The organism is Rhodococcus sp. IEGM1339 (genome assembly GCF_050321925.1).
Classification (GTDB): Bacteria; Actinomycetota; Actinomycetes; order Mycobacteriales; family Mycobacteriaceae; genus Rhodococcus; species Rhodococcus pyridinivorans.
On sequence record NZ_JBNQFT010000002.1, the window covers coordinates 192,549 to 214,687 of the forward strand.

The 22,139-nt window shown below is 67.4% G+C and carries 22 protein-coding genes, 5 tRNA genes and 4 pseudogenes; 18 read left to right on the forward strand and 13 right to left on the reverse strand.

The window, feature by feature from the left end:
• Nucleotides 1–28: 28 nt before the first annotated feature.
• Complete coding sequence (locus ACQR3U_RS03565) at nt 29–490, reverse strand: hypothetical protein (RefSeq protein ID WP_230809714.1); 462 nt, start codon at nt 488–490, stop codon at nt 29–31.
• Nucleotides 491–677: 187 nt separating this feature from the next.
• Here ACQR3U_RS03565 and ACQR3U_RS03570 point away from each other — a divergent pair, with 187 nt between their 5' ends.
• Nucleotides 678–1,316, forward strand: coding sequence for a hypothetical protein (locus tag ACQR3U_RS03570; RefSeq protein WP_024103026.1), 639 nt, complete (start codon nt 678–680; stop codon nt 1,314–1,316).
• 84 nt (nt 1,317–1,400) lie between these two features.
• Here ACQR3U_RS03570 and ACQR3U_RS03575 read toward each other — a convergent pair.
• A tRNA-Lys gene (locus ACQR3U_RS03575) sits at nt 1,401–1,473 on the reverse strand.
• Between the two features lie 332 nt (nt 1,474–1,805).
• Here ACQR3U_RS03575 and ACQR3U_RS03580 point away from each other — a divergent pair.
• From ACQR3U_RS03580 to ACQR3U_RS03615, 8 genes are all read left to right on the forward strand, one after another.
• Nucleotides 1,806–2,465 (forward strand): TetR/AcrR family transcriptional regulator, encoded by a 660-nt coding sequence (locus ACQR3U_RS03580; protein ID WP_006551782.1) that lies wholly within the window; start codon nt 1,806–1,808, stop codon nt 2,463–2,465.
• A gap of 100 nt (nt 2,466–2,565) precedes the next feature.
• A tRNA-Glu gene (locus tag ACQR3U_RS03585) sits at nt 2,566–2,638 on the forward strand.
• A 54-nt stretch (nt 2,639–2,692) separates the two neighbouring features.
• A tRNA-Asp gene (locus tag ACQR3U_RS03590) sits at nt 2,693–2,766 on the forward strand.
• Between the two features lie 39 nt (nt 2,767–2,805).
• A tRNA-Phe gene (locus ACQR3U_RS03595) sits at nt 2,806–2,882 on the forward strand.
• A gap of 85 nt (nt 2,883–2,967) precedes the next feature.
• A tRNA-Asp gene (locus ACQR3U_RS03600) sits at nt 2,968–3,041 on the forward strand.
• 224 nt (nt 3,042–3,265) lie between these two features.
• Nucleotides 3,266–4,504, forward strand: coding sequence for a glycosyltransferase family 4 protein (locus ACQR3U_RS03605; RefSeq protein WP_006551781.1), 1,239 nt, complete (start codon nt 3,266–3,268; stop codon nt 4,502–4,504).
• Nucleotides 4,498–5,229 (forward strand): class I SAM-dependent methyltransferase, encoded by a 732-nt coding sequence (locus tag ACQR3U_RS03610; RefSeq protein ID WP_024103028.1) that lies wholly within the window; start codon nt 4,498–4,500, stop codon nt 5,227–5,229. Before ACQR3U_RS03605 ends, ACQR3U_RS03610 begins: the two co-directional genes overlap by 7 nt.
• The gene (locus ACQR3U_RS03615; protein ID WP_230809715.1) at nt 5,216–6,307 is read left to right on the forward strand and encodes a prenyltransferase; all 1,092 of its coding nucleotides are present in this window, start codon (nt 5,216–5,218) and stop codon (nt 6,305–6,307) included. Before ACQR3U_RS03610 ends, ACQR3U_RS03615 begins: the two co-directional genes overlap by 14 nt.
• 1 nt (nt 6,308) lies before the next feature.
• Here the strand turns inward: ACQR3U_RS03615 and ACQR3U_RS03620 are convergent, their stop codons facing one another.
• Nucleotides 6,309–6,971, reverse strand: coding sequence for a class I SAM-dependent methyltransferase (locus tag ACQR3U_RS03620; protein WP_230809716.1), 663 nt, complete (start codon nt 6,969–6,971; stop codon nt 6,309–6,311).
• Nucleotides 6,946–7,179: a hypothetical protein gene (locus ACQR3U_RS03625; RefSeq protein WP_230809717.1), complete on the reverse strand. Its 234-nt coding sequence runs from the start codon at nt 7,177–7,179 to the stop codon at nt 6,946–6,948. Before ACQR3U_RS03625 ends, ACQR3U_RS03620 begins: the two co-directional genes overlap by 26 nt.
• A 792-nt stretch (nt 7,180–7,971) precedes the next feature.
• On the opposite strand from ACQR3U_RS03625, the gene ACQR3U_RS03630 reads away from it, so the two are divergent.
• From ACQR3U_RS03630 to ACQR3U_RS03650, 5 genes are read left to right on the forward strand one after another with little or no spacing between them, the layout of a single operon-like run.
• Nucleotides 7,972–8,370: an ArsR/SmtB family transcription factor gene (locus tag ACQR3U_RS03630; RefSeq protein ID WP_064852786.1), complete on the forward strand. Its 399-nt coding sequence runs from the start codon at nt 7,972–7,974 to the stop codon at nt 8,368–8,370.
• Complete coding sequence (gene arsB / locus ACQR3U_RS03635; RefSeq protein WP_019290010.1) at nt 8,367–9,464, forward strand: ACR3 family arsenite efflux transporter; 1,098 nt, start codon at nt 8,367–8,369, stop codon at nt 9,462–9,464. Before ACQR3U_RS03630 ends, arsB begins: the two co-directional genes overlap by 4 nt.
• A gap of 3 nt (nt 9,465–9,467) precedes the next feature.
• Nucleotides 9,468–9,881: an arsenate reductase ArsC gene (locus ACQR3U_RS03640; protein ID WP_269572320.1), complete on the forward strand. Its 414-nt coding sequence runs from the start codon at nt 9,468–9,470 to the stop codon at nt 9,879–9,881.
• A gap of 14 nt (nt 9,882–9,895) precedes the next feature.
• Complete coding sequence (locus ACQR3U_RS03645) at nt 9,896–10,957, forward strand: ArsO family NAD(P)H-dependent flavin-containing monooxygenase (protein WP_230809718.1); 1,062 nt, start codon at nt 9,896–9,898, stop codon at nt 10,955–10,957.
• Nucleotides 10,958–10,970: 13 nt separating this feature from the next.
• Nucleotides 10,971–11,378, forward strand: coding sequence for a low molecular weight phosphatase family protein (locus ACQR3U_RS03650; RefSeq protein ID WP_006551770.1), 408 nt, complete (start codon nt 10,971–10,973; stop codon nt 11,376–11,378).
• Between the two features lie 52 nt (nt 11,379–11,430).
• Here ACQR3U_RS03650 and ACQR3U_RS03655 read toward each other — a convergent pair whose 3' ends face one another.
• A complete protein-coding gene (locus tag ACQR3U_RS03655) occupies nt 11,431–11,922 on the reverse strand; it encodes an ArsI/CadI family heavy metal resistance metalloenzyme (protein ID WP_006551769.1) in 492 nt (163 codons plus the stop codon).
• A gap of 97 nt (nt 11,923–12,019) precedes the next feature.
• On the opposite strand from ACQR3U_RS03655, the gene ACQR3U_RS03660 reads away from it, so the two are divergent.
• Nucleotides 12,020–12,379, forward strand: coding sequence for an Rv2640c family ArsR-like transcriptional regulator (locus ACQR3U_RS03660; protein ID WP_006551768.1), 360 nt, complete (start codon nt 12,020–12,022; stop codon nt 12,377–12,379).
• Between the two features lie 166 nt (nt 12,380–12,545).
• On the opposite strand, the pseudogene ACQR3U_RS03665 reads toward ACQR3U_RS03660, so the two are convergent.
• From ACQR3U_RS03665 to ACQR3U_RS03690, 6 genes and pseudogenes are all read right to left on the reverse strand, one after another.
• A pseudogene (locus ACQR3U_RS03665) lies at nt 12,546–13,157 on the reverse strand (LLM class flavin-dependent oxidoreductase); the annotation flags it as partial.
• Nucleotides 13,067–13,434: pseudogene (locus ACQR3U_RS03670) on the reverse strand (carboxymuconolactone decarboxylase family protein). The pseudogenes ACQR3U_RS03665 and ACQR3U_RS03670, both read right to left, overlap by 91 nt.
• A complete protein-coding gene (locus ACQR3U_RS03675; RefSeq protein ID WP_230809719.1) occupies nt 13,431–14,330 on the reverse strand; it encodes an NAD(P)-dependent oxidoreductase in 900 nt (299 codons plus the stop codon). The pseudogene ACQR3U_RS03670 and the gene ACQR3U_RS03675 overlap by 4 nt, the downstream one beginning before the upstream one ends.
• Nucleotides 14,327–15,076 carry an SDR family oxidoreductase gene (locus ACQR3U_RS03680; RefSeq protein ID WP_230809720.1) on the reverse strand — a complete coding sequence of 250 codons (750 nt, stop codon included), beginning with the start codon at nt 15,074–15,076 and terminating at the stop codon, nt 14,327–14,329. The genes ACQR3U_RS03675 and ACQR3U_RS03680 overlap by 4 nt, the downstream gene beginning before the upstream one ends.
• 26 nt (nt 15,077–15,102) lie before the next feature.
• A pseudogene (locus ACQR3U_RS03685) lies at nt 15,103–16,572 on the reverse strand (aldehyde dehydrogenase).
• Nucleotides 16,573–16,732: 160 nt separating this feature from the next.
• A complete protein-coding gene (locus ACQR3U_RS03690) occupies nt 16,733–17,530 on the reverse strand; it encodes an oxygenase MpaB family protein (protein WP_230809721.1) in 798 nt (265 codons plus the stop codon).
• Here ACQR3U_RS03690 and ACQR3U_RS03695 point away from each other — a divergent pair.
• The 3 genes and pseudogenes from ACQR3U_RS03695 to ACQR3U_RS03705 all read left to right on the forward strand — a co-directional run.
• Nucleotides 17,474–18,205, forward strand: a pseudogene (locus ACQR3U_RS03695) (cytochrome P450); the annotation flags it as partial. The gene ACQR3U_RS03690 and the pseudogene ACQR3U_RS03695 sit on opposite strands and share 57 nt — an antisense overlap.
• Before the next feature lie 76 nt (nt 18,206–18,281).
• Nucleotides 18,282–18,842 (forward strand): TetR/AcrR family transcriptional regulator, encoded by a 561-nt coding sequence (locus ACQR3U_RS03700; protein ID WP_230809819.1) that lies wholly within the window; start codon nt 18,282–18,284, stop codon nt 18,840–18,842.
• 234 nt (nt 18,843–19,076) lie between these two features.
• Complete coding sequence (locus tag ACQR3U_RS03705) at nt 19,077–19,616, forward strand: GMC oxidoreductase (RefSeq protein ID WP_230809722.1); 540 nt, start codon at nt 19,077–19,079, stop codon at nt 19,614–19,616.
• 49 nt (nt 19,617–19,665) lie between these two features.
• Here ACQR3U_RS03705 and ACQR3U_RS03710 read toward each other — a convergent pair whose 3' ends face one another.
• Together ACQR3U_RS03710 and ACQR3U_RS03715 are read right to left on the reverse strand one after the other, a co-directional pair.
• Nucleotides 19,666–21,129, reverse strand: a complete 1,464-nt coding sequence (locus tag ACQR3U_RS03710; protein ID WP_230809723.1) for an FAD-dependent oxidoreductase — start codon at nt 21,127–21,129, stop codon at nt 19,666–19,668.
• A gap of 23 nt (nt 21,130–21,152) precedes the next feature.
• Nucleotides 21,153–21,998: an LLM class F420-dependent oxidoreductase gene (locus ACQR3U_RS03715; RefSeq protein ID WP_230809724.1), complete on the reverse strand. Its 846-nt coding sequence runs from the start codon at nt 21,996–21,998 to the stop codon at nt 21,153–21,155.
• Between the last annotated feature and the right edge of the window lie 141 nt (nt 21,999–22,139).

The following is a 22,139-nucleotide window of genomic DNA, read 5'->3' on the forward strand; positions in this document are numbered from 1 at the left end:
GGGACGAAGCCCGTTGCAGCGGGAGGCGTCAGTCGAGCGAGGCGGCGCCCGTCGGCGAACGGCGCAACGCGATCAGGCAACACAGCAGTGCGACGAGCGTGCCGCTGAGCAGGAGCACCGTCCCGTTCTGATTGGTCAGGGTCGTACTGCGATTGAGTTCGACGTACTCGCCGTGGGTCTGGAACAGACGCGTCCAGAACACCGCGGCCGTCGCGACACCGATCAGCGTCCCGGCCCAGCCGACGGCCACCGAGTCGAACAGTGCGGCAGCGAGGAGCAGGATCGCGGCCACGACCAGCGGTACCGCGAGGGACTCGTACAGCGGTAGACCCGGGACCGCGACACCGGCGAGATCGCCCTCGGGGAAACCGTCGCGCAGCGCCGACAGGGGAATCTCGGTGGGCCGTATTCCGCCGACCACCGGCAACACCGACCCGATTCCCAGAGCGACGGCGGCCAGGAACAGGCCCAGGTCCACGAAACTGCGCATGTTCCTCCCCGGACGATGAACATTCGATTACCCCTGCGGCTCACCGTATACAAAGACGGGCAACCGCACCGGGTGAAATTCGCAGTGCGAAGAGACCTGCCCGAATGCACTGCTCCGAACGCGGTGGTCCGTAAGGTGAGATGCGCACGGCAGGTGCACATGGACCGATCGGCCAGGAAGGTTCGAAATGACGGACATGAATGTCGACGAGACCGGTTCGCGGAAAGGCTTGCCGCCGTGGGCGAAGAAGACCATCGCCGTGGTCGTGGCGCTGATCGTGCTCGTCATCGCCTACTACACCCTGGCGGCGTTCGTTCCTCGCTGGTGGGCGCAGCGGATCGCAAACCTCGCCGAGGGCGGCTTCGCGCGCGGAGTGCTGTGGGGTCTGCTCTTCGGCATCCTGTGCACGGCGATCCCCATCGCGCTGCTCGCGTGGATCTGGCAGGTCCGCAACTGGCGGTACAGCCGCGGGCTGCAGATCACCTTCGGCGTGCTCGCGCTGGTGGTCGCCCTGCCGAACCTCATGACCCTGGCGGTCGTGCTGGGTACGGGGAACGGTGCGCACGCGGGGGAGCGGATCCTCGACGTGGACGCGCCCGGCTTCCGCGGCGCCACGCTGATCGGCGCGATCGTCGGAGCTCTGTTCGCGGTGATCTTCGTCGTCGCGCTCACCCGCTACCGCAAGCGCGGACGTGATCTGAAGCAGGCCCGCACGGATCTCGAGCAGCGCCGGATCGAGCAGGAGCGCCTCGAGGCGCGCCGTGAGGCGGAGAAGGAACTCGGCCGGAACACCGACGACGTCCCGCCCGGCTCCCACCGTCTCTGACGAAGGACCCGGACTCCGACGAAGGACCGTGGGACGTTCCGGAACGACGAACGCCGGCGTCGTGTACGACGCCGGCGTTGCCGGTGCCCCCAGTAGGGCTCGAACCTACGACCTGCGGATTAAAAGTCCGTAGCTCTACCAACTGAGCTATAGGGGCATGGGCGCACAGTGTAACCACACCGCAGTGATCAGACCGCATGGTCCGATGACCACATCACAGGGTGAGCCACGCTGCGCGATCGATGATATCGGACATCCGGCGGTGCAGACGCCACCCGTGACGAATGGAAAGAGGCTCGGGTGCCCACCCCCTGCTCCGCACCCGAGCCGGACAAAGCGTACCACTCGGTGTGTTCTGTGGAAACCCGGGTGTCGGGGGTGGAGTTTCACATTTCACCCGGTGGAACACGGCCTGGAACCGGGGTTGTGGGGGGCAGACTAGAGTTGTCTCGTGGGGGAACACAGGAACGTGGAAGGCCGAATTTCCCCATGCCTCGTCAACAGGAGCGTGCGCGTCGTACGCGGGCTGCGATCGTCCGATCGGCAGCCACCGAATTCGCGCGGCGAGGTTTCGCCGCAGCATCGATCAACGCCATCCTCGAGCAGTCGAACGCCACCAAGGGTGCGATGTACTTTCACTTCGCGTCCAAGGAGGATCTGGCCCGGGCGGTGCTCGACGAAGGACTCGAGCACTACCGTGCCATCGTCGGCAGGTGGATGGACGTCCCCGATCTCGACCCCTTCGAGCGGCTGCACGGTCTCGTCGGTGATCTCGGTGCGGCTCTGCACGACGACGTGGTCATCGCCGCGGAGTTCCGTCTGGTCACCGAACCCGAGTTCGCGGAGGAGGTCAGGCTGCGCGGCAGCGTCCTGTGGGGGCGGGCCGGCTACCAGCTGGCGCGCGAAGCGCAGGAGAAGGGCCTGTTCCGACCCGATGTCGACCTCCAGCGTTTCGTCGAGGCCATCGCGTCGTCACTCGCCGGTCAACGCTATCTCGCCGACCTCACGTCGCCGGAGACCGACGTCCGCGCCCGTTTCGAGGCCTGCGTGGAGGTGCCGCTCGAGGCGATGGCATCGGAGCAGTGGCTCGCGCAGTGGCGGGAGAAGGGCTGGCCGAGCAGGCCCAACAACGACGAATCAGCCACTTGACCTGCTGATTTGTGATTCGCGAATGCCGTGGCATAAGCTGTCCAAGCTCCCAACGGAACGCCAAACCCGTTGAGGGTGCGGTTCGGAGAAATCCGATCGGGCCCCCTTCGTCTAGCGGCCTAGGACGCCGCCCTTTCAAGGCGGTAGCGCGGGTTCGAATCCCGTAGGGGGTACGCTTCGACCTCGTCGAAGTGTGCAGTATCTTGGTGTGAGAAGTGAATATATATGGCCCTGTGGCGCAGTTGGTTAGCGCGCCGCCCTGTCACGGCGGAGGTCGCGGGTTCGAGTCCCGTCAGGGTCGCTCCAGAGTTTCGATCGGCATTCGGTTCGGGTGCCGTCCGGCCAGGTAGCTCAGTTGGTACGAGCGTCCGCCTGAAAAGCGGAAGGTCGCCGGTTCGATCCCGGCCCTGGCCACCACGGTTGTCCGGCGAACAACCCTCAATTTCATATCTTCGACCCACCGGTTGCGGTGGGTCGAGCTGTGGGAACTCCGGTTCCTCATGGCCCTGTGGCGCAGTTGGTTAGCGCGCCGCCCTGTCACGGCGGAGGTCGCGGGTTCGAGTCCCGTCAGGGTCGCTCCAGGCGAAGCCCCGGCATCACATCGATGCCGGGGCTTCGTCGTCGTCACCTGTTCGCGGTCCGGTGTCTGCGTCGTGGTCCCACTCGTATCGCCGATCCGCACCGGGTGCGGTCCGGCTCGCTATCGTGAGGACACAAAACATGTTCTAGTGTGTGCCCTACACAACTAGTGGACATCTGTCCGAGCGACCTGGCCCTCCGAGCGAACCCCGAGGTGGAATGTGCGCGTAGCTCTGTTGTCGTACCGGAGCAAGCCGCATTGTGGGGGTCAGGGGGTCTACGTCCGCCATCTCAGTCGCGAACTCGTCGCCCAGGGGCACACCGTCGAGGTGTTCTCCGGGCAGCCGTACCCCGAGCTCGACCCCGGCGTGACGCTCACGAAGGTGCCCAGTCTCGATCTCTACCGCGACGACGATCCGTTCCGCACCCCGAAGCTGGGTGAGTACCGCGACTGGATCGACGTCCTCGAGGTCGCCACCATGTGGACCGCCGGTTTCCCCGAACCACGCACCTTCGGTCTGCGCGCCGCACGACTGCTGCGCGACCGCCTCGGCGACTTCGACGTCGTGCACGACAACCAGTCGCTCGCGTCCGGCTTGCTGCGCATCGCCGAGGACCTTCCTCTCGTCGCGACGATCCACCATCCGATCACCCGCGACCGCGAACTCGATCTCGCCTCCGCGACCACCCTCAGCCGTAAGGTCACGCTCCGGCGCTGGTACGGATTCCTGCGCATGCAGGAGAAGGTGGCCCAGCAGATTCCCACGCTGCTCACGGTGTCGGAGAACTCGGCCGACGACATCCGCACCGCCTTCGGGATCGAATCCGAACGCATCCACACGATCCCGCTCGGCGTGAACACGGAGGTGTTCGCGCCGCGGAAGGACGAGCGAGTTCCCGGTCGGATCGTCTGCGTCGCGAGCGCCGACGCCCCACTCAAGGGTGTTCCCACCCTGCTCGAGGCGGTCGCGAAGCTGCGCACCGAACGCGAGATCGAACTGGTCCTCGTCTCGAAACTCGCCCCGGGCGGCGCCACCGAGAAGCTCATCGACGAACTCGCGATCGGCGACGTCGTGCGCACCGTCTCCGGGATCGACGACACCGAACTCGCCGACCTGCTCGCCTCCGCCGAGATCGCGGCGGTGCCGTCGCTGTACGAGGGATTCTCGCTGCCGGCCATCGAGGCGATGTCGTGCGGAACACCGCTCGTCGCGAGCCGCGCCGGGGCCATCCCCGAGGTCGTCGGGGGCGCCGGTCGGCTGGTGCCTCCGGGCGACGCCGAACAGCTTGCAGCAGGGCTCGCGGGCCTGTTCGACGACCCGGCCGAGCGTCGGCGTCTCGGCACGAAGGGCCGCGAGCGTGTGCTCGAACGCTACAGCTGGGCGGCCGTGGCCGCGCAGACCGCCGCGATCTACGACAAGGCGATCGCCGCGCATCGAGAGGGGAAGAACGGATGCTGACCGTCGACTTCGACCGCCTGGGCGTCGTACCGGGGATACGCGCTCTCGACATCGGGGCCGGCGCGGGGCGCCACTCCTTCGAGCTGTACCGCCGCGGCGCGGATGTCGTCGCCTTCGACCAGAACGCCGACGACATGAAGGCCGTCGCCGACATGTTCGTCGCGATGGAACTCGAAGGCGAGGTCCCCGAGGGTGCGCTGGCCCGGGCCGAGGTCGGCGACGCGCTCGCGCTGCCGTACGACGACGCGACCTTCGATCTCGTGCTCATCTCCGAGGTGCTCGAGCACGTGCCGGAGGACGAGCGGGCCATCGCCGAACTCGTCCGGGTCCTCAAACCCGGTGGTGTCGCGGCCGTGACCGTGCCGCGCTGGCTGCCGGAAAAGATCTGCTGGGCCCTGTCGGACGCCTACCACGAGGTGGAGGGCGGGCACATCCGCATCTACAAGGCCGACGAACTCGCCGCGAAACTCGCCTCAGCCGGTCTGACGGTCTCGGGCACCGACCACGCCCACGCACTGCACGCACCGTACTGGTGGCTCAAGTGCGCCGTCGGCGTCGACAACGACGACAATCCGCTGACGAAGGCGTACCACCGGCTGCTGGTCTGGGATCTTATGAAGGCCCCGTGGATCACTCGCACGGCCGAGAAGATCCTCGATCCCGTCATCGGGAAGAGTGTCGTGTTCTACCTCGAGAAGCCGGGAAACGCCGGTGCGGCGCGGTGAATCCGCGCGCGTGACGGTGCCGTCGGTGCCGGGTGTGCTGTCGCCGGAACAGAGCCTGGCGACGGGCCGGGCCATCGCGCGGATGCAGGAGCCCTCGGGCGCCGTCCCGTGGTTCCCCGGTGGGCACATCGACCCGTGGGATCACATCGAATCCGCGATGGCGTTGACCGTCATCGGTTTACGCGAAGAGGCGGACGCCGCCTTCGAGTGGTCGCGGCGGACGCAGCGCGCCGACGGGTCGTGGCCCATCCAGTTCCGGGGCGACATCGTCGAGAACCACGACACCGACAGCAATTTCACGGCCTACATCGCCGTTGGCGTATGGCACCACCATCTCGTGACGGGTGATCGCGGTTTCGTGGAGCACATGTGGCCGACGGTGCGGGCAGCGCTCGACCTCGTGGTCGACATGCAGTTGCCGGGCGGCCAGATCTCCTGGGCGCGAGGCGACGGCGGGATGTTCGACGAAGCGCTGCTCACAGGCTGTTCGAGTATCCACCAGAGCCTGTGGTGCGGTCTGCGGATCGCCGATCTGATCGGTGAGGCGCAACCCGAATGGGGGGTCGCGCTGATCCGTCTCGGCCACGCTCTGCGTCGGCATCCCGAGGCGTTCACGCCCAAGCCCGAGTACTCGATGGACTGGTACTACCCGATCCTCGGGGGAGCGGTGCGCGGCACCGATGCGCACGAACGGATCCGCGAACGCTGGTCGGATTTCGTCGTCGACGGTCTCGGGATCCGGTGCGTCGACCATCGTCCGTGGGTCACCGGAGCCGAGACGTGCGAACTGGTCCTGGCGCTCGACGCACTCGGCCACGCCGGGCGTGCCCGCGAATTGTTCGCGGCCATGCAGCATCTGCGCGACCCGGACGGTTCGTACTGGACCGGTCTGGTCTACGCCGACGGCAAGCGCTGGCCGGTGGAGGTCAGTTCCTGGACCAGCGCAGCGGTGATCCTCGCCGCCGACGCGCTCTCGCGCACGACGGGAGGAAACGCGATCTTCCGGGATGCGGCGGCACCCGCCGACCAGGTGGGCGCCGACCGCTGCACCGAGCGTTGCCCGGTGCTCGTCCGGTAGTTCAGCTGCCGGGCCGTGATCCGACCGTGCCGGCGGTGCGTTGGAGAACCCGCAGCGAGGACGTCACCGACTTCTCGACGAACTCCCCGCTCTCCAGTGCGAGACAGTAGATCTCGTACGGAGGCCGGCCGCCGTCCTTCGGGTCGGGGAAGACGTCGTGGATGATCAGGGCGCCGCCGATGCGCACCCATCTCGCCCAGCCGTCGTAGTCCGCCCGGGCCGCCTCGCTGCTGTGTCCGCCGTCGATGAACACGAACGAGGCGGGGGTGCGCCAGAACGACGCCACCACAGGAGAATTGCCGACCACCGCGACGACGTGCGATTCGAGGTCGCCGTCGGCGAGGGTGTGCCGCAGCACGCCGACCGTGTCGAGGCGGCCGGTGTGCGGGTCGACCAGCGACGGATCGTGGTACTCCCAGCCGGGCTGATGCTCCTCCGAACCGTGGTGGTGGTCGACGGTGACGATGGTGCCGCCGGTCGCCTTGGCCGCAGCGCCGAGATACACGGTCGAGCGGCCGCAGTAGGTGCCGATCTCGACGCCGACGCCGTCACCGAGATACTGCACCGCAGCCTCGTGCAGTGCGGTTCCCTCGTCCTGGGGCATGAAACCCGGTGTCGCCTCAGCGAGTTCGATCGCCTCACGGGGCAGGGTGGTGCGGGACATCGGATGGATCTCCGTTCTTCTCGCGTGATGCGGTGTATCCCGAGCACCCTACCGACCGATCGCGGCGTCCGATGCTCTCGGACACGACGGTGAGACTGTCGAGATCGCGGATCGCGGCGCACGACCGCTCGACCATCACCGCGAACATGCGGTCGCCGCGCTCGGTCCTCGTGGCGATCCGGCCCGTTCCGGTCCGCTCGACCTGCACGTGCGTACCGTGCCACCGAGCACGGCCGAGAGTCGTTCGGGAGTCAGGTCGTCCACCGACAACTACAGATCGGTCATCGTGCGCTCCGGCCGGGGTTTGCGGGTAGAGGTGCGAAACGCTCGGGGTCGCGGGTCGTCCGCCACGCGGCGGCGACCGGGGCGAGCTCGGTGGGCTTGGCGCCGTTTCGGTGGGCGCCGCGTCGATCGGTCCGGAATGAGCACGGACCTGCGCGTCGTCCCTGAAACGGTGCAGTACCTGAGGATCCCAGCTGTTCGCACGCACGAGCACGTCACCACAGCCCTGCAGGTAGGTCGCGAGCCGTCCGGTCAGCTTCCGCGAACGAAAGATCCTCGGGCGTCGACTCGTCGACGGTCGCGAGGACCGACCAGATGCGATCTGTCGACCGAGCTACGACGGGACACGCCGTGCCGCCGCCACCGGACTCGTTGTACGGGGGACTGACGGAGATCACCGCGAATCTCCCACCTCGGCGAGCCAATGCGCGGTGATCGCTGTTTCATAGGCCATGACCACGGCTGTGGTCAGTGGATGTTCGGTATCCCGCGGTCGGCACAACGATTGGGGTCCCGATGCAAGAACCGATTCCATCCGTCCCACAGTTCGTCGATGAGCTCGAGGAGTCGTTCACGAGAGGGCGTGGACTGGGTGCTGATTGTCATGGGCGGTGATCCTAGGGAGGTGAACCGTCAGGTTCTGTGGGAGGAGGTCGGCCCTGACCAGGCGTGCCAAGACGATTTGCCAGGCTGATTCGATCAGTGTCAATATTGATGTGTGTCGATTCAAACTGATAGTGGTGACCTCTGCTGCGCACCACTGGTACGGGAACCTCTGACGGAGGACTGGGCCGCAGACCTGGCCCGGATGTTCAAGGCTCTCGGTGATCCGGTGCGCCTCCGAATGCTGAGCCTGATCGCCAGCCATGAGGGCGGCGAAAGCTGCGTGTGCGACGTCAGCCCTGCCTTCGACCTGTCCCAGCCGACCATCTCGCATCACCTCAAAGTGCTGCGCGAGGCCGGTCTGCTCGAGTGCGAACGACGCGGGACCTGGGTGTACTACCGGGTGATCCCGTCAGCCCTGGCGCAGTTGTCGGCCGTGCTCTCCGCCGAGGTAGGGGTGTTGCCGGGTTCGGACTGTGCCCCGGCCAGCGATGCCGTGGAGTCGGCCCGATGACCGCGACGAACACCGAACACCCGGCTGTCGTCGGGAAGATGTCAACCCTCGACCGGTATCTGGCCGTGTGGATCGGCGCCGCCATCGTGGTGGGTCTGTTGCTCGGCCGCCTGATCCCCGGACTGGGTGAAGCGTTGAGTTTCATCGAGATCGACGGCATCTCCCTGCCGATCGCCCTCGGTCTGCTGATCATGATGTACCCGGTGCTGGCGAAGGTGCGCTACGACCGCCTCGACACCGTCACCGGCGACCGCAAACTGCTGGTCTCGTCGCTGATCCTCAACTGGATCCTCGGACCCGCACTGATGTTCGCACTCGCCTGGCTGATGCTGCCGGATCTGCCCGAGTACCGCACCGGCCTGATCATCGTCGGTCTCGCCCGGTGCATCGCCATGGTCATCATCTGGAACGACCTCGCCTGCGGCGACCGGGAAGCCGCGGCGGTGCTGGTGGCGATCAACTCGGTGTTCCAGGTGATCATGTTCGCCGTGCTCGGCTGGTTCTACCTGTCGGTGCTCCCCGGCTGGCTCGGCCTCGAACAGGCCGCCCTGGACGTATCGCCATGGCAGATCGCCAAATCGGTGCTGATCTTCCTCGGCATTCCCCTGGTCGCAGGGTTCCTCACCCGACACTTCGGCGAGAAGGCCAAGGGCCGCACCTGGTACGAGGACACCTTCCTGCCGAAGATCGGACCGTGGGCCCTGTACGGGTTGCTGTTCACCATCGTGATCCTGTTCGCCTTGCAGGGCGAGCAGATCACCTCCCGCCCGCTGGACGTGGTGCGGATCGCGCTGCCGCTGCTGGCGTACTTCGCGATCATGTGGGTCGGCGGATACCTGTTCGGCGCCGCGATCGGCCTCGGCTACGAACGCACCACCACCCTCGCGTTCACCGCGGCGGGCAACAACTTCGAGCTCGCCATCGCCGTGGCGATCGGCACCTTCGGCGTGACCTCCGGGCAGGCCCTGGCCGGGGTGGTCGGACCGCTCATCGAGGTTCCCGTCCTGGTCGCCCTGGTCTACGTCTCCCTCGCCCTACGGAAGCGCTTCACCCGTCACGAGTCGGCGCAGGTGCCGGCGCCACGAAAGGTCTGATCCGTGAGCACACCGAGTGTGTTGTTCGTCTGTGTCCACAACGCCGGCCGCTCGCAGATGGCCGCCGGGTTCCTCACCGCTCTGGCCGGGGACCGGATCGAGGTGCGTTCGGCCGGCAGCGCCCCGGCCGAGCAGGTGAACCCGGCCGCGGTCGCGGCGATGGCCGAGGTCGGCATCGACATCTCGACCGAGAACCCGAAGATCCTCACCACCGAGGCGGTGCAGGCATCGGATGTGGTGATCACGATGGGCTGCGGGGACACCTGCCCGGTCTTTCCCGGCACGTCCTACCGCGACTGGGTGCTCGACGACCCGGCTGGGCAGGGCCTCGAGGCGGTGCGTCCGATCCGCGATGAGATCCGCGCCAAGGTCGAAGCCCTCATCGCCGAGCTGACCGCCCCGCCCACCCCGCGCTGACGCGAGGCTCTCCGATGACGACGAACGTCGATGTCGTGGTGATCGGCGGTGGGCAGGCGGGTCTGGCTGCCGGCTACTATCTGCGCCGGGCGGGGCACCGCTTCGTGATCCTCGACGACCAGGAACAGCCGGGCGGGGCGTGGCCGCACATGTGGCCGTCGCTACGGCTGTTCTCCCCGGCGGAATTCGCGTCCCTGCCGGGGTGGCCGATGCCCCGCTGGCCGGACGGTTTCCCGCCGGCACGGCATGTCGTGGACTATCTCTCCGCCTACGAAACCCGCTACGACCTGCCGATCGAGCGACCGGTGCGCGTGCAGGCGGTACGCCAAGACGGCGCTGACCTGCTCGTCGACACCGACCGCGGGCAGTGGCGGGCGCGGCGGGTGATCAGCGCCACCGGTACCTGGCAGCGACCGTTTCTGCCGAGCTATCCGGGCATAAATGTGTTCACCGGGCGGCAGTTGCACACCGTCGACTACCGTAGCGCGGCCGAGTTCACCGGCTCGGACGTCGTAGTGGTCGGGGGTGGCAACTCCGCGGCTCAACTCGTCGCCGAGATCTCCACCACCGCGAGAACCATCTGGGTCACCAACCGGCCCCCGCGGTTCCTGCCGGATGGCGTCGACGGCCGGGCCTTGTTCGAGCTCGCCTCCCGCCGTGCAGTGGCCCTGGCTGCCGGACGGACCGATCCCGGCGGCATCGCCGCCCTGGGGGACATCGTGATGGTCCCGGAGGTGCTTGCCGCCCGTGAGCGCGGCGTCTTGACCGCGCTGCCGATGTTCGATCGGCTCACCGTCGACGGCATCGCCTGGGGTGAGCGTCACCAGCGGGCTGATGTCGTGGTGTGGGCGACGGGATTTCGGCCCGCCCTCGCACACCTGCGCCCGTTGCGGCTGCGCGATCACACCGGCACGGTGCCGGTCGCCGGCACCCGCGCACTCAAGGAACCGCGCCTGCACCTGCTCGGCTACGGCGACTGGACCGGACCCGGTTCGGCCACCCTCCTTGGCGTCGGCCGCACCGCCAAGGCCGCTGTCGCCGACCTCGACCTCGACCTCGACACCCGACCTGCGTGAAAGGACCTCGACCGTGAGCACACCCTCGGTGCTGTTCGTCTGTGTGAAGAACGGCGGAAAATCCCAGATGGCCGCCGGACTGATGAAAGCCGCCGCCGGCGACACCCTTACGGTGCACTCCGCCGGCACGAAACCCGGCACCAGCATCAATGCCTTGGCCGCCGAAGTACTCCTCGAAGTCGGCGTCGATATCACCGGCCAGACCCCGGTACCGGTCGACCCCCAGCTGGTTCGGAACGTCGATCTCGTGGTCACCCTCGGCCGCGAAGCCCGTCTCGATCCGGTGCCCGGGACACAGTTCGAGAACTGGGACACCGACGAGCCGTCCGAGCGCGGCATCGACGGCATCGAACGGATGCGGCTGGTCCGCGACGACATCGCCGCTCGCGTCACCGACCTCGCCCACCGGCTCCGTCGCTGAAGACACCGATGTCGGCCACCCGAATCCGGTGGCCGACATCGAGGTGGGTTGTTCAGCAGCAGGACGGTGCGGCCGGGGCCTGCTGTGTGTCCTCGGCCGGGGCCGCAGCGGTGCCGCAGCACACCCCACCCCCGGCGGTGGCCGGATCGTCGAGATGCTGCGGGCTCGAACCGAAGGTCTCCGAATCGGCGAGGACGGTGTACACCTCCCACTTCTCCCCAGCCGGGCCGGTGACCCACACCTTGTCCTGGGTAGCGAAGCAGCAGGTGGTGCCGATCTCCTCATCGGTGAACAGCCCTTCGCCGGTCAGGCGGGCAATCTCGGCATGGACCTTCTCGCTCGATTCCACCTCCACGCCCAGGTGGTTGATGGTGCCACCCTTGCCGGGGTTCTCCAGCAGCACGAGCTTGAGCGGCGGCTCGGCGATCGCGAAGTTCGCGTAGCCCGGCTTGACCTTGGCCGGTTCGGTGCCGAACAGCTTCGAGTAGAAGGCGACCGCTTCTTGCAGGTCGTCGACGTTGAGGGCGAGTTGTGCGCGGGACATGACATCCTCCACTTGTGTGACATATGTCGAAACTCTGGACGGGTACAGGATGCGCCACCTTTTCGACATATGTCAAGTAAGTGGATAAGCTCGAACCATGCCGAAAGCTCTGCCTGTGATCGACGTCAGCGCCCCGATCTGCTGCGAACCGGTTTCGGCCGCGCCGATGAGCGACAACGCAGCTCTCGAACTCGCCCTGCGGCTGAAGGCGCTGGCGGACCCGGTCCGCATCAAGCTCATGTCGATCCTGCTCACCGCCGACGACGGCGAAGTGTGCACCTGCGATCTCGCCACCGGCGTCGACCTGACCGAATCCACCGTCAGTCACCACCTCGGGCAACTGCGCAAGGCCGGCATGGTCGTATCCGAACGCCGCGGGATGAACGTCTTCTACCGCCCTCGCGCCGAGTCTCTCGAAGCCCTGCGGATGGTGCTGGACCCGAACTGTTGTCGCTGATCCCGACGTGGTGTCGATTACCTGCCATATGGCCCGGAAGGACGTACATCGAGCAGAAAATCGGGGGTTGGGCGCGCAGCGGCCTTGGTTGGGTCGCTGGTCCGGTGAAGACTGTGTGCAGGACGACGGCGTCGGCCACGCGTCCCGCCAGGTCGAGCGTGCGCTCGCCGAGCGCGACCATGAGGATCGGGATGCGGTCGACGTCCTCGGCGGTGCGTCGCAGATACGGGAAGTCGCCGGCTGGGCCGTGCCGGTCGACGACCGCGTCACCGCGCCACAGCGTCCGGAGCAGATCGACGGTGTCCTCGAGCCGTGCCGACGTCACGCGAGGCAGACCCATGAGAGCGAACAGCACGTCGAAGCCGCGGCCGAGCCCGAGGGCGTAGCGGCCGCGGCTCAACCGGTGCAGTGTGGTCGCCATCGTCGCTGTGACGAGGGGATGGCGGGTGTGCGGATTGGTCGCCGCGGTGCCGATCCCGAGCGTGCGGCTCGTCGCGGCGGCCGCACCGGCCAGCGCTGCTGCGTCCTTGGTGTCGAACCGTTCCGACAGGAAGGCCGAGCCGAGACCGATGCGTTCGGCGACGACGATCTCGTCGAGCAGCGACCTCGGGTCGTCGGCGTGCCCGGCGAGGCCGTAGAATCCGAGTTCCGGACAGTCCGGCTCCGGTACGGATCCGCCGGGGATGCTCACGAGCGGGCCGCCGCCTTCCGTCGCTGCAGCACGCTGCCCACTGCGTTGTCGAGCTTCGAGCCCAGCGGCCAGCCCACGTAGTGGCACAGGAACAGGGCGATCTCGCGGAGCTGCTGCTCGTCGAGCTCCTCGTTCTTCAGCGCCGCTTCGATCTGGATTTCGGCGATGTCGGGGGCCCCTGTGCGGTGAGTGCCCCGAGCAGCAGCAGTCGCCGATCACGAATGGTCAGCCCGGGCCGGGTCCAGATGTTCGCGAACAGGTGGTCGGCGGTGACGGCGAAGTGCTCACCGGGACCGTCCTGCATTTCCCAGCCGTAGACCTTGGACATCATCTCCAGGCCGCGGCGGCGGGTCTCGTCGGTCATGCGTGCTCCTTCCGGGAACGGGTCCGTGCGATCTCGCCCGTGCCGACTCCGAGGCCGGGGCCGAGGTCGGACAGCGCCCGGGCTCCGAGCGGCAGGGCGATTCCGAGGCGATCGCCGAGATCGAGTGCGAGCGCGAGATCCTTCTCACCCGGGGCGCGCACGCGCGAGACGATCGGGAACCAGGAGTCGTCCTCTGCGAGGGGAGATGTGGTGTCGCGCCACATGATCGAACCGGCGCCGCCGGTGATCGCGTCGGTGTGCCGGACGACCCTGCCGAGCTCGGTGAGGTCGATGCCCGCGGCCTCGGCGAGTCGCTGTGCCTCCGTCGCCGCGGTGAACGCGATGAAGTGGAGCAGGTTGCGGGCGAGCTTCATCCGGGTTCCCGCGCCGACGGGACCGACGTGCACGACCAGCGACGCGAAGGTGCCGAACGGTTCTTCGATCTTGGCGAAGCCGTCGTCGGTCGCGCCGACCATCACTGCGAGAGTGCCGTTCTTCGCACCGCCGGCGCCGCCGCTGACCGGTGCATCGACGAAGTCGACTCCCTTCTCGGCGCACTTCGCGGCGAGTTCGACGGCGGTGGTGTCGGAGATCGTCGAGTGCACCGCGACGACCGTGCCGGGCCGGGCCGTCGCGAGAAGTCCGTCCGGACCGGTGACGACGTCGCGGACCTGGGCGTCGTCGAGGACCGTCACGCACACGAGGTCGCAGTCGGCGGCCAGCTCCGCCGGGTTCGACGCCGCGGCGGCACCCTTGTCGGTGAACGGGCTCATCGCCTCGGGCACCACGTCGAGCACGGTGAGGCCTCCGGGTCGGGTGAACAGCCGCTCGGCCATCGGTGCCCCCATGTTGCCCAGCCCGATGTAACCGACCCGGCCGATCGTGGAGCCGGTCACGAGCGGATCACCTGCCCGCCGTCGACGTTGAAGATCTGCCCTGTGACCCAGGCGGCCTCGTCGGAGAGCAGGAACAGGCACATGCCGACGAGATCGTCGGGAGTGCCCATGCGCTTGAGCGGCAACTGCTTCACCATGTCGGCGACCATGTTCGCGGGGGTGGTGGTGCGGGTCGCCTCGGTGTCGATGGGGCCGGGGGCGATCGCGTTGATGCGGATGTTCGACCCGCCGAGCTCGACGGCGAGTTGCTGTGTGAGACCGTTGATCCCGACCTTCGCGAGCCCGTAGAAACCCGAGTACAGCCAGGCCGCCGTCGACGACTGGTTGACGATCGACCCGCCGTTCTTGGTCATGTGCGGCCACACTGCGCGGGTGACGTTGAGGGCGCCGTCGAGGTTCACGCTCATGAACTTCTTGTAGTAGTCCCACGGAACGGTCAGCAGCAGATCGAGTTTCATGCCGCCGTAGATGGCGGCATTGTTGACCACGTGGTCGATGCCGCCGTAGGTCTCGACGGTCGACACGGCGAGTGCCTCGGCGGAGGCGGGGTCGGAGACATCGACCGACGTGAAGCTCGCGATGACGCCGTCGGCGACGATCTGTTTGGCAACCTGCTCGCCGAGTTCGGCATCGATATCGGCGACCACCACGTTCGCGCCCTCGGCGGCGAGCGCACGCGCGTACGCCTCGCCGATCCCCTGGGCGGCGCCGGTGACGATCGCGGTGCGACCGGTGAAACGTGCCATCGGAAAAGTCCTTTCGGAAGTTCGGGTCAGCTCGCGGGTTCGGCGACGAGCTTGGTCTCCAGGTATTCCTCGAAACCGGCCACACCCATCTCGCGGCCGATCCCGGACTGCTTGTAGCCCCCGAACGGGGCGTCGGCGGCTTACCACATGCCGCCGTTGACGCCGAGCGTGCCGGTCCGTACACCTGCGACGATCCGCGCGATGCGGTCCGGATCGGTGCCGTACACCGAACCCGAGAGGCCGTAGGGGGAGTCGTTGGCGATGCGGATCGCGTCGTCGTCGCCGTCGTGAGGGATGATCACGAGCACCGGGCCGAAGATGTCCTCCCGCGCTGTACGCGCGGAGTTGTCGAGGCCGGCGATGAGGGTGGGTTCGACGAAGAATCCCCGCTCGTGTTCGGCGGGACGTCCGCCGCCGGTGACGATCGTGCCGCCTTCCTCGACGGCGAGGCGGATGAAGCCCTCCACCCGCTGTCGCTGCTTCTCGGAGATGAGCGGCCCGCACACCGTGCCGGGATCGCGCGGGTCGCCGGGCCGGATGCCGCTCATGGACTTCGCGGTCAGGGCCACCGCTTCGTCGTACCGTTCGCGGGGAACGAGCAGACGCGTGGTGATCGCGCAGCCCTGGCCGGCATGCGTGCACACGGTGAAGGCCGCCATCGAGCAGGCGCCGCGCAGGTCGGCGTCGTCGAGGACGATGAACGCCGACTTGCCGCCGAGTTCGAGGAAGACCTTCTTGAGGTTCTCTGAGGCCGCGCGCATCACGGCCCGGCCGGTCGCGGTGGAACCGGTGAACGAGATCAGGTCGACGCGCGGATCCTCGCTCAGCTGTGCGCCGAGCCTGTGGTCGCTCGAGGTGACGATGTTCAGCACTCCCGGCGGGATGTCGGTCTCCTCGGCCGCGATCCGCCCGACCAGGGCCGCACACCACGGGGTGTCCGCGGCGGGCTTGAGCACCACGGTGTTCCCGGCGGCGAGAGCGGGCCCGAGCTTGGCGAAGTTGATCTGGTGCGGGAAGTTCCACGGCGTGATCGCGCCGACGACCCCGACCGCTTCCTTGAGCAGATAGCGGTGGGTGGGGATACCCATGGGGGAGGCGTTGCCGAGATCCTGCGTCCACGCGTAACTTTCGGCGAGGTCGGCGAAGTAGAGCAGATCGTCGATGGGGACTTCGAGATGCGCGGCGCTCGTGAGGAATCGGGGAGCGCCGACCTCGACGATGGTGATCTCCCGCAGTTCCTCGATGTGCTCGCGCAGAGCGTCGCGCAACTGACGGAGGCAGCGGGCCCGGAAGGCGTGGTCGCGTGACCAGTCGGTGTCGTCGAAGGCGCGACGCGCGGCCGCGATCGCGGCGTCCATGTCGGTGGCGGTGCCCTCGGCCGCGTGGCCGAGCAGTTCTTCGGTGCTCGGATCGGTGATCGCGAAGGTGCCTCCGCTGCCGGGTACGAGCTTGCCGTCGATCAGAAGGGTGGAGCTGTCGGTAGGGCGAAGTGTCATCAGACGTTCCCTCGGTTCTGGACAGGTGTCTGGACTATAGTTCGGCGACGCGATCGAATGCAACGGTTCGTCCGAAACGGACGAAACCGGTGTCGTGTGCGAGGAATTCGACGAATCTCGCACACAACACCGGTCTCGACGAGGGTCCGGTGGTCTCCGGTCAGAACACGCGCAGTCCGAGGTGTCGCCGCGTGCGCAGATCGAGCAGATAGGACTTCCACAGCAACGGCCATATCCACGGCGTGACGCGGTGCAGGCGCCGGACCGCCACGAGATAGCGGTCGAAACGCCGCTGGTCGTCGGCGGTCCACGGGTAGTGCATGAGGTCGCGGAACTCCGGCGGCAGCGCACCGCGCGTGATCAGTTCGAACGACCTGCCGAGCACCCGGTGGATCCCGCGGCACAGTCGTCCGAGACGCACCTCGAGGAACGCGAGATTGCAGAGTTCGGTGAGGTACTCGCGCACCTGCTCGTTCATGGAGATGTCGGCGACGCCGGCCTTCCACAGTTCCTCGTACTCCTCGCGGGTCGTGGGCCACGACCCCGGTCGGACGTTCAGTGTCGTCGCGAGGGTTGCGCCGTCGCGAAGGATGCGGGCGTACTGCTCCTCGGTGAGCGGGCCGTACAGGAATTCGTGCTGGTCGATGAAGTACTCGAGCAGGCAGACCGCGACCCACAACTGCAGGGCGGGGGAGTTGGCGCTGTAGCGGACCTCCGCGCCGGGTGACGACGTGATCCGCGCGTGGATCTTCCGCACCGACTTGCGGACGAAATCGCGGTCGGCCTCGGTGCCGAACACCGCGACCGCCAGATAGGTGCCGGTCGTGAGGGCCCGCTTGACTGGATGGAGATCGGCGCGGCCGGTGTCGACCGTGCTGTCGACGACCCCCTGGCCGACGCCGAGGAGACACGCCTGAAACAGGCGTCCATGCTGCTCGACCTCGACCCGCCGGAGCACACCCGCCTCGGGCAACGCGTGAGCCGTGGCTTCACCCCGCGCATGGTGAAGACGCTCGAGGAGCGCATCCGGCGGACGTGCGAACGCACCGTCGACGCCGCGATCGAGGCCGCACGCGACGGCACGGTGATCGACTTCATCCCGGCGATCTCGGCACCCCTGCCGCTGGAGGTGATCGCAGCGCTGCTGGGCGCACCGGCCGAGGACGTCGGCAAGCTCTACGACTGGTCGAACCGCATGATCGGCTGGGACGACCCCGAATACGGCACCACTCAGGAGGACGACGAACTCGCCGCCGCCGAGATCTTCCTGTACGCCAACGAGATCGCCGCGCGGCGACATCGTCTCGAAGCTGGTGTGTCCCGACGAGAACGGCGACACGCTCTCCGAGATGGAGTTCGACATGTTCTTCGTCCTGCTCGTCATCGCGGGCAACGAGACGACGCGCAACGCGATCTCGGGCGCGAGCACGATCCGCACGTCGCCTTCGGCGGGACGGGCGTGCACTTCTGTCTCGGGGGACATCTGGCGCGGTTCGAACTGCGGATCATGTTCGAGACCCTCATTGCCCGTATCGACGGGGTCGAACCGGCCGGCGAACCGCGGCGGTTGCGATCGAACTTCATCAACGGCATCAAGTCCATGCCCGTCCGTATCCACCGACGAGAGCGCTGAATTCGCCGAATGAACGCGCTGCGGGCGTTGCCGACCCCCTCCAATCGTAGTAATGTCCAGACACGTGTCCAGAAACGTGAATCTCGAATCGACCCGTCGTCGCTTGACCGAGAAACAGGCCGATACGGTGGCGAGGCTCACGCAGGCCGCGGTCGAGGTGCTCCGCGAGGAGGGATTCACGGGGTTGACGGTGCGTATGGTCGCCGCCCGCGCCGGTGTCGCCCCGGCCACCGCCTACACCTACTTCTCGTCCAAGGAACACCTCGTCGCCGAGGTGTTCTGGCGTCGCTTGGCCAACGCTCCCACGGCCGACGCCGAGAGCGCGAGCCGTGCCGATCGGGCGGTCGCGGTGCTGCGGGGAATCGCGCTGTTGCTGGCCGACGAACCCGAACTCGCGGCCGCGGTCACCAGTGCATTGCTCGGTCACGACCCCGACGTCGAACACCTGCGTGCGCGCATCGGACTCGACATCCGTCACCGGGTCTCGGCAGCCCTCGGCGCCGACTCCGATCCCGACGAACTCGAAGCACTCGAACTGCTCTACGCCGGCGCGCTCGTCCGGGCCGGCATGGGCTACGGCACCTACGAGAAACTCGCCGACAGGCTGGAGACATCCGCCCGACTTCTATTGGAGTGATCCACGATCCAGGCATCCCCGGGCTCCGCGTCGTACTCAGGGCCCGCTTCGCCCGATCCACCGACGCTCGGCGCCGTGAGCTTCAACCCGTAGGGCTACGCCTTCCACGAAGATCCGTATCCCACCTACCGCCGGCTCCGTGAGGAGGACCCGGCCACCCACAACCCCGACCTCGGATTCTGGGCACTGTCCCGCCACGCCGACGGTGAGCGCGCTCCGGACGGCACCTGGATCGTGTACGTCGACCGGATCCACACGGACGGAGAGGTTCTCGAACGCAAGCGGCTCCTTGCACAGTCGCGGTTCCTCGGTGCCGGATCGGCCGTCACGACACGCCTCCTCGTGAAGGCGAAGGCGAAGGGGTTCGTCCCCGATCTTCCCGACGGCGTCGGAACGGGATGGGGGAACAACGGCGACCGAGTGTTCGCCGTGACGAGTCCGCTCGTCAGCCCCCGCGACCATCAGGGCGGCTCCGCCTGTGTGGGTATGCCCGACTACACCGATCCCGCCGGACCGTTGATGGTCGTCACCGGCCCGCTGCCGTTCCCTGTCGATGTGGGAATGACCACGATGATCGGTCTGGGGATCGTCGACGGCCGAGGAGTCCGGCACTACGACGCCGGTCGCGTGCACGGCCAGCCCGGCCTGTATGTGGTGGACGGCGCGAAGATCCCGGGATCGACCGGGGCGTGCAATCCGTCGATGACGATCGCGGCACTCGCCGGGTACGGCGCCGATCGGATCGTCTCACGCGACCTGGATCGCGTGTTCTGACCTGACGGGTGGTTCCGGTGGCTCGGCCGCGGGAACCACCCGTTCGGTCTCAGTCCTTCGCGGCCGACAGACCGGCGCGGCGACCGAAGAAGCTTCCGTCCCCCAGCGACGTGCCGCTCGCATAACCCCACGCGCACACGCCCGACGTGCAGCGACCGGCGGCGAACAGGCCGGGGATCGGATCGCCGGACACGTGCCGCACTTCCGAGTTCACCGAGGTGCGCAGACCGCCGAGCGTGAAACCTGCTGTGCAGTTTCGGAGATCGAGCGCGGCGATCGGGCTGCCGATGGGCTTGACCCACTCGCTCTTCTTGCCCAGCACCGGATCGCTGCCGTTCTCCGCGTGCCTGTTGTAGACCTCGACGGTCGCCTGCAACGTCCCGGCAGGCAGTTCCATGTCGGATTCGAGTTCGGCGACGGACTCCGCGACCCACTTCGGACGGAACCGGAAGAAGGGCGTCGAACTCGTTGCCGCACAACCCTCCTCGTACGCCTGTTCGTCGATGATCAGATAGGCCTGGTTGTCGTTCTTCAGCAGCGTGAGCTGACCGATACGGCCCGGATAGGTGTCCTCGGGGACGTACCGCTGACCGCGGCCGTTGACGAGGATGCCGCGGGCCATCAACTGCGGGTCGCCGAAGAAGGCGACCTCGGTGGCGTCCATGTGCGCGAGATCGGCGCCGAGCGCCTGCGCCATGCGGATCGCACGGCCGTCGTGCTCCTCGATCGCCGCACCCGGGCGACCGCTGAGTTGCGGCGCGTACGACTCGACCATCTCCTGGTTGTACGCGAAACTGCCGGTCGCGAGGACGACGCCGCTGCGGGCCCGGATGTGGACGTCCTTGCCGTACTGCTTGGCCGTCAGGCCAACGACGCGTCCGTCGCCGTCGACGATCAGCCGCTGCACCCGCACGTCGTATTCGGCACGCACACCCAGGCTTTCGGCGACCTGGGAGAGCGGCTGCATGAGCATGTACCCGCCACCCTTCTCGCCGGTCCGCTTGTCGGTCATCTGCGGGACGTGGCCGCGCGGGGCGGGCGTCGCGATCTCGTTGAAGGGCGCGGAGTTCTCGCCGCCGGAGTACATCAGGCCGTCGTCACCGGGGATCTCCCACCCGGGTTCGCCCCAGAAGCTCTCCTTGAACACCACGCCGTTGTCCACGAGCCACTCGTAGTGTTCGACGCTGCCCTCGCAGTACTCGATGATCTTTGCTTCGTCGGCGCCCGGCCCGAGCGCGGCGAGCATGAACGCCTTCATGTTCTCGGGCGTGTCGTCGAATCCGAGGGCCTTCTGCAGCGGGGTGCCGCCGCCGAGGTAGACGATGCCGCCCGACAGTGAGGCCGCACCGCCCCAACCGCCGGTCCGCTCGAGCACGAGCACGTCGGCACCCGCGCGGGCGGCCTCGATGGACGCCGAGACACCGGCGATGCCGTAACCGGCGACGACGACGTCGGCTTCGTGGTCCCAGGTGGAGATGCTGCCGGCGGGAAGGGGGTGGAGATCGGTGCTCATCGGGGTCCGTTCGGGGTCGGTGATCAGTGGTCGAGTTTCGAGGCGAGTCGGCCGATGTATGCGACGACGTCGTCCTGGGCGCGGTCGGGCAGACCGAAGATCACCTCGGTGACCCCGGCGTCCTCCCAGATCTTCAGTTGTTCGGCGTCGTGACGGCCTGCCAGAGCGAGGATCTCGGGAGTTCCGGCACGACCGGCGTCGGCCCAGGCCTTGTGGAGACGGGCGACGTTGTCGACGACGTTGTTCTCCGTGGGGGTGGTGATCCAGCCGTCGGCGTGGCGGACGATCCAGTCGAAGTTGCGGTCGGTGGAACCGGCGCCGAGGAAGATCGGGGGCCGTGGTTGCTGCACGGGTTTCGGCCACGCCCAGCTCGGCCCGAACGCGACGAAGTCTCCCTCGTAGGAGGCTTCTTCCTCGGTCCACAGCGCCTGCATCGCTTCGAGATACTGGCGCATGGCGGTGCGCTTCTTCTTCGGCGGTACGCCGTGGTCGGCGAGTTCTTCTGCGTTCCAACCGAATCCGACACCGAAGTTCACCCGGCCGCCGGAGAGGTGATCGAGGCTCGCGATGGTCTTGGCGAGCGTGATGGGGTCGTGCTCGAGAAGCAGTGCGACGGAGGTGCCCAGTTTGATCGTCGACGTCACCGCGGCTGCGAGCCCCAGCGCCACCCACGGATCGAGGGTGCGCATGTAACGGTCGTCGGGAAGGGTCTCGTTGCCCGTTCCCGGATGCGCGGATTCGCGGCGGATCGGGATGTGGGTGTGTTCGGGCACGTAGAAACTGTCGAAACCGCGACTCTCCGCGGTCGAGGCAGCGACTTCGGGCCGGATTCCCCGGTCGCTCGTGAACAGGGTGATTCCGTGGCGCACAACAGCCCCTCTCCAGACGGTGACGGAGAAAATGTAACGCGTTCTACATCCGGAGGGAAGAGATTTCCGGACACCTGTCCGGTTGCGGCCGGTCGGCCGTACGAAAAGGCAGTCGTCCCACGCTGAACTATCCTCGAAACG

Excerpts from the sequence above, each read along its gene's own strand:
- ACQR3U_RS03565 (WP_230809714.1), bottom strand. The coding sequence starts at position 490 with ATGCGCAGTTTCGTGGACCTGGGCCTGTTCCTGGCCGCCGTCGCTCTG.
- ACQR3U_RS03570 (WP_024103026.1), top strand. The coding sequence starts at position 678 with ATGACGGACATGAATGTCGACGAGACCGGTTCGCGGAAAGGCTTGCCG.
- ACQR3U_RS03580 (WP_006551782.1), top strand. The coding sequence starts at position 1,806 with ATGCCTCGTCAACAGGAGCGTGCGCGTCGTACGCGGGCTGCGATCGTC.
- ACQR3U_RS03610 (WP_024103028.1), top strand. The coding sequence starts at position 4,498 with ATGCTGACCGTCGACTTCGACCGCCTGGGCGTCGTACCGGGGATACGC.
- ACQR3U_RS03620 (WP_230809716.1), bottom strand. The coding sequence starts at position 6,971 with ATGTCCCGCACCACCCTGCCCCGTGAGGCGATCGAACTCGCTGAGGCG.
- arsB (WP_019290010.1), top strand. The coding sequence starts at position 8,367 with ATGACCGCGACGAACACCGAACACCCGGCTGTCGTCGGGAAGATGTCA.
- ACQR3U_RS03645 (WP_230809718.1), top strand. The coding sequence starts at position 9,896 with ATGACGACGAACGTCGATGTCGTGGTGATCGGCGGTGGGCAGGCGGGT.
- ACQR3U_RS03655 (WP_006551769.1), bottom strand. The coding sequence starts at position 11,922 with ATGTCCCGCGCACAACTCGCCCTCAACGTCGACGACCTGCAAGAAGCG.
- ACQR3U_RS03660 (WP_006551768.1), top strand. The coding sequence starts at position 12,020 with ATGCCGAAAGCTCTGCCTGTGATCGACGTCAGCGCCCCGATCTGCTGC.
- ACQR3U_RS03680 (WP_230809720.1), bottom strand. The coding sequence starts at position 15,076 with ATGGCACGTTTCACCGGTCGCACCGCGATCGTCACCGGCGCCGCCCAG.
- ACQR3U_RS03710 (WP_230809723.1), bottom strand. The coding sequence starts at position 21,129 with ATGAGCACCGATCTCCACCCCCTTCCCGCCGGCAGCATCTCCACCTGG.